Origin of the sequence: Suttonella ornithocola (genome assembly GCF_001889065.1) — a bacterium.
GTDB lineage: Bacteria > Pseudomonadota > Gammaproteobacteria > Cardiobacteriales > Cardiobacteriaceae > Suttonella_A > Suttonella_A ornithocola.
On the sequence record NZ_LWHB01000146.1, the window covers coordinates 1 to 4,313 of the forward strand.

Genomic DNA, 4,313 nt, shown 5'->3' on the forward strand with positions numbered 1-4,313 from the left:
AGGCTTCATCATCAATCTTTGAGGGCTTACGCTCAGTAAAGCCTTTAGGATGGGGATTTTTAATCCAGCTATAGACGGTGAATTTGCTGATCTTGTAGCGCTTTGCAACAGCGCGCCAAGTTTCTCCATTAGCAATATCGTTAAGAATTTTTTGTCGGAATTGGCTGCAGTAGGTCATAGGATATGCTCAGTTTGTTTTTGATAATTCTACTATAAGTCGTTCTTTATATATGCTTTGGATAGATTGGATTATAAGTGATTTGACTATATCAATACAAGTGGATATTACGCAGAAGATCTCCCTATTTTTTCTCACCCAAAGGGAATTTTCCAAGAATATTTAGCTCAAACTGAAAATACTAAATGTCAAGACCAAGCTCTATTACGACGTTGGGATTTTACTAAAATAAATTAATCTGAAGCACAAACACCTGATGGACGTTATCGCTTGGTTAGCCGTGAATATGAAGTTTTAAATGAGATTAAATTAAAAAAACAAAGAGTTGTATCAAACTTGTTTAAATTATAAATCTACCCCACAAAAAGGTGAAATTACGGCTGAATATATTGAGTTGTTTGAATTGTTTCCACAACAAAGACGTTTTAATCACTTTTTTGGTGGAATTAGTGGCGAAAATTTAAACCAAGAACGACGTTTGGGTTTAGTACAACTGCTATTGGATAAGTTTGCTCAGTTGCATAAAATCGGTATTGCCCATAGAGATTTAGGTGAGCATAGTATTTGGTTATCAGTAGACGATAAAATTACGCTCTCAGGATTTGCTACGGCATATTTTCCTTCAGAAGAAACTGTTGGCGATATTCGTAAGATTTTAGAAGTCTCTGGTGATTTAGCAAAAACGGCTTTCCCATTATCAAATAATACCAAGCTTACACCATATCAATATGATGTAAGATCATTAGCAATTTTAGCATGGCACATTATTCAATCAAAACGCATTTCTTCAGTGAGCCTTGATGAAATGAAAACTCAATTAACAGATGATACAACGTGGTATGCAGATATTTTGCGTATGGCATTGTCTGATATGCCTTTTAAAAATGCAGTAGATTTTTTAGACAAATTTAATCAAAACAAGCCAAATCAAGCGATAGATTTTTCCTTTAATTTTGCAAAATTAGAACCATTTACGCATGACATCAATCATTCCCGTGCATATCGTGAAGATGATGATTTTATTTTAGAAACCAGTGAAAAAGAAGTTTATAAATCTAATAACCTTTTAGTAAAAGCGTGGTTGAATAAAGATCCACAAAATGACCAAGTTAAAGCCAGAGTTGTATTAAACTGGCTGGAAAACATGGCAAAAATTGTACATTTTTCGCCTGACTATATACCGAAAATCCAAGAATTTGGTATTGCAAAAAAATCAGGCTGTTTGTTTGCTGTGAGTGATTTTATTGATGGACAAACGTGGCAAGCAATTTGCCAACAGGCTTTGTCTTATGAACAAAAACAAAGCTTAATTAATCAATTTATTCAAAATATTTAGCATTTGCATAACTTAGGTTTTACACATGGTGATTTAAAACCTGATAACGTGTTGGTCACACTTGATGATGATAATATTCAACTTCATATCTTGGATATTTTAGATTTTTCACCAAATGAACAAAGTCAGTTTAATACTAAATATTCACCAGAATTTGATCATGCTACTGAAAAACAGCGTGATAACTTTGCTGTGATGAAAATGGCGTGTGAATTGTTGGGTATAGAATGGAATAAGTCGTCTGAGCGTTTCTCTGATGTTGCCGAAGCAATACAGAAAGAATATTCAGACACCCAAACAGCATTTATTTCATTAGCTCGTTTCAAAGAAGCTCTTAATCCAAAACCAATTGTACCAATGATAAGTATCACAATAGGTGGAAATACCTCATTTTTGCCGATTGATATTTATCCTGAAAATGGCGAATTATTTGTTCAATTCAAAGAAAGTACAAAATATCCTAATAAAGAAATTGATGTTACATTTATTGGATTAGGCGGAAAGTTTACGGCTTTTTATGTTATTCAAGAGCAAAAATTTAGGCATGCTTCATATCCTTTTGAGAGTAATTATATAAAAAAAACATATAAGGAGAATAGTTCAGTTAGTTTATCTTTAGGGTTGTCTATTTCTCATAGCAAATTTAGTAATCTCAATAATCTGAATGAATATTTAGCTAATAGTGAGTTATTGAAGCAGGCAATCAAACAATTTATTGCTGAAAATATTTTTAAAAATTCTGAGAAAAAAGATATTGAGGAAAGTGATATTTTTGAATCAGAAGTCGTTGATACTGAAACTGCAAAACCGACTATTGAACAACGCCCAAATATACAAAAACTTTGGCAGGCGATTCTGGATACTGAAACCGAAGCCTTACCATCTATTACAGCAAGTGAAGTATTACAGAAAACCGAAAATGACGATATTTATATTCTATATGATGGGGAAATTAATCCGATTGATCAATTTAAACGAGATGAAATTGTGGAGGCGATTGGTAAAAGCAATGATGGTAAAAAAACATTTAAATATGGTGTGGTAGATATTGCAAAGAGTCGGCTAAAAGAATTATATCTTAAATCTATATCTAATTCGGCTAATAAGATTCAGTTAGATACACCTATTTACTTACAAAGTAAACAAAATAAAGCATCTTATACCCGTCGCAAAAATGCTTTACAACGTATTTTAGATGGTGAAAGTGTTATTAAAAATTTAGCAACATATTTTGATGAAAACTGTTTGCTCAATGCCAATCAATATAAAATTCAAGTTAGTGATGAACAATTTGCACGCTATGACCAACCTGAAAAAGGAGTAAGTCTAAATGAAGCCCAACGTATTGCATTTCAAAAATTAATTGCTAATGGACCGTTATCATTATTACAAGGTCCACCTGGAACAGGGAAAACAGAATTTATTTCGGCATTTGTGCACTATTTATTTTTTGTGCACTATTTATTTGATGTACAAAATGTGTAGAATATTTTATTAGTCAGTCAATCACATGAAGCAGTTAATACCGCTGCTGAACGTATCCGCAAACATTGCCAGCGCTTAGGAACAGATTTGCAATTAGTACGCTTTAGTAATCGAGAAGTTGCTGATTCTGAGATTTTAGAAGATATATTTTCTCCAAACTTGGTAGGACAAAAGAGAATGCAGCTGAACGTAAATAAGATCAATAATATTTGTCAGCTTGGGCGTAGTATGGGATTACCAGAAAGTTATTTACGAGAAAGGGCTGAGTTAACATTTGATATTGGTACATAAATCCGTCGGTATCAAAAAATTATCAAACTACTCAACGATGTAAGCATTGATGAAGATGAAAAACGGTTACGTAAAAAATTAGAAACCAGTATTAAAGAGCAAGCCCGAGCAATGGGACTGTATGAATTGGTAGAAGTTGATGAGATTTTACCCAAACTAATTGATAGATTAAATCAAAAACACAATATTCAGCCATCAGAAGCTTTACAAACTACTAAACTTATTGATTTAACTAAAGATATGTTGGAAGCTCTATCCAATGAACGTACTAATTATGATGAATTTTTGGCTCGTTCTCGTCAACTCGTGATTGGTACTTGTGTAGGTATTGGACAACGTCATATTGGCATTGCAGATAATATTTATGATTGGGTAATTGTTGATGAAGCAGCACGTTCTATTTCTAGTGAGCTAGCCATTGCCATGCAATCAGGTTCGCGGATTTTGCTAGTAGGTGACCATAAACAATTACCACCATTATATTCAGAAGAACATAAAAATGCGCTGGCTCGCCGTTTAGGTATTTCTAAGCGAGGTGAAGAACTAGATCAAACATTAGGTAGCGATTTTGAACGCGTGTTTCAATCTGAATATGGCAAGCAAACCTGTGCCACACTTAAAACCCAATATCGTATGGCTCCTGCCATTGGTAGTTTGGTATCGGCTTGTTTTTATGACAATGTGTTGGAAAACGGCAAAAAAGACAGTGATGTACCAAATATAGTCAAATCACTTATAATCCAATCTATCCAAAGCAGATATTAAAGAACAACTTGTAGTAGAATTATCAAAAATAAACTGAGCATATCCTATGACCTACTGCAGCCAATTCCGACAAAAAATTCTTAACGATATTGCTAATGGAGAAACTTGGCGCGCTGTTGCAAAGCGCTACAAGATCAGCAAATTCACCGTCTATAGCTGGATTAAAAATCCCCATCCTAAAGGCTTTACTGAGCGTAAGCCCTCAAAGATTGATGATGAAGCCTTGCTTAAGGATATTGAGCAGTATCCCGATGATTC

Annotated in this window: 3 protein-coding genes and 1 pseudogene; 3 read left to right on the top strand and 1 reads right to left on the bottom strand. The window is 33.9% G+C overall.

What is annotated here, in order from left to right; genetic code table 11:
- Positions 1 to 178, bottom strand: a 178-nt coding sequence (locus A5N85_RS17760; protein WP_143143257.1) for a helix-turn-helix domain-containing protein, incomplete at its 3' end; no start/stop codon positions are given.
- A 325-nt stretch (positions 179 to 503) separates the two neighbouring features.
- Here A5N85_RS17760 and A5N85_RS16195 point away from each other — a divergent pair.
- From A5N85_RS16195 to A5N85_RS10760, 3 genes and pseudogenes are all read left to right on the top strand, one after another.
- Complete coding sequence (locus A5N85_RS16195; RefSeq protein ID WP_211268168.1) at positions 504 to 1,514, top strand: serine/threonine-protein kinase; 1,011 nt, start codon at positions 504 to 506, stop codon at positions 1,512 to 1,514.
- A gap of 1,332 nt (positions 1,515 to 2,846) precedes the next feature.
- A pseudogene (locus A5N85_RS17765) lies at positions 2,847 to 3,986 on the top strand (AAA domain-containing protein); the annotation flags it as partial.
- 115 nt (positions 3,987 to 4,101) lie between these two features.
- On the top strand, positions 4,102 to 4,313 hold a 212-nt coding region (locus tag A5N85_RS10760; RefSeq protein WP_143143258.1), incomplete at its 3' end, for an IS630 transposase-related protein.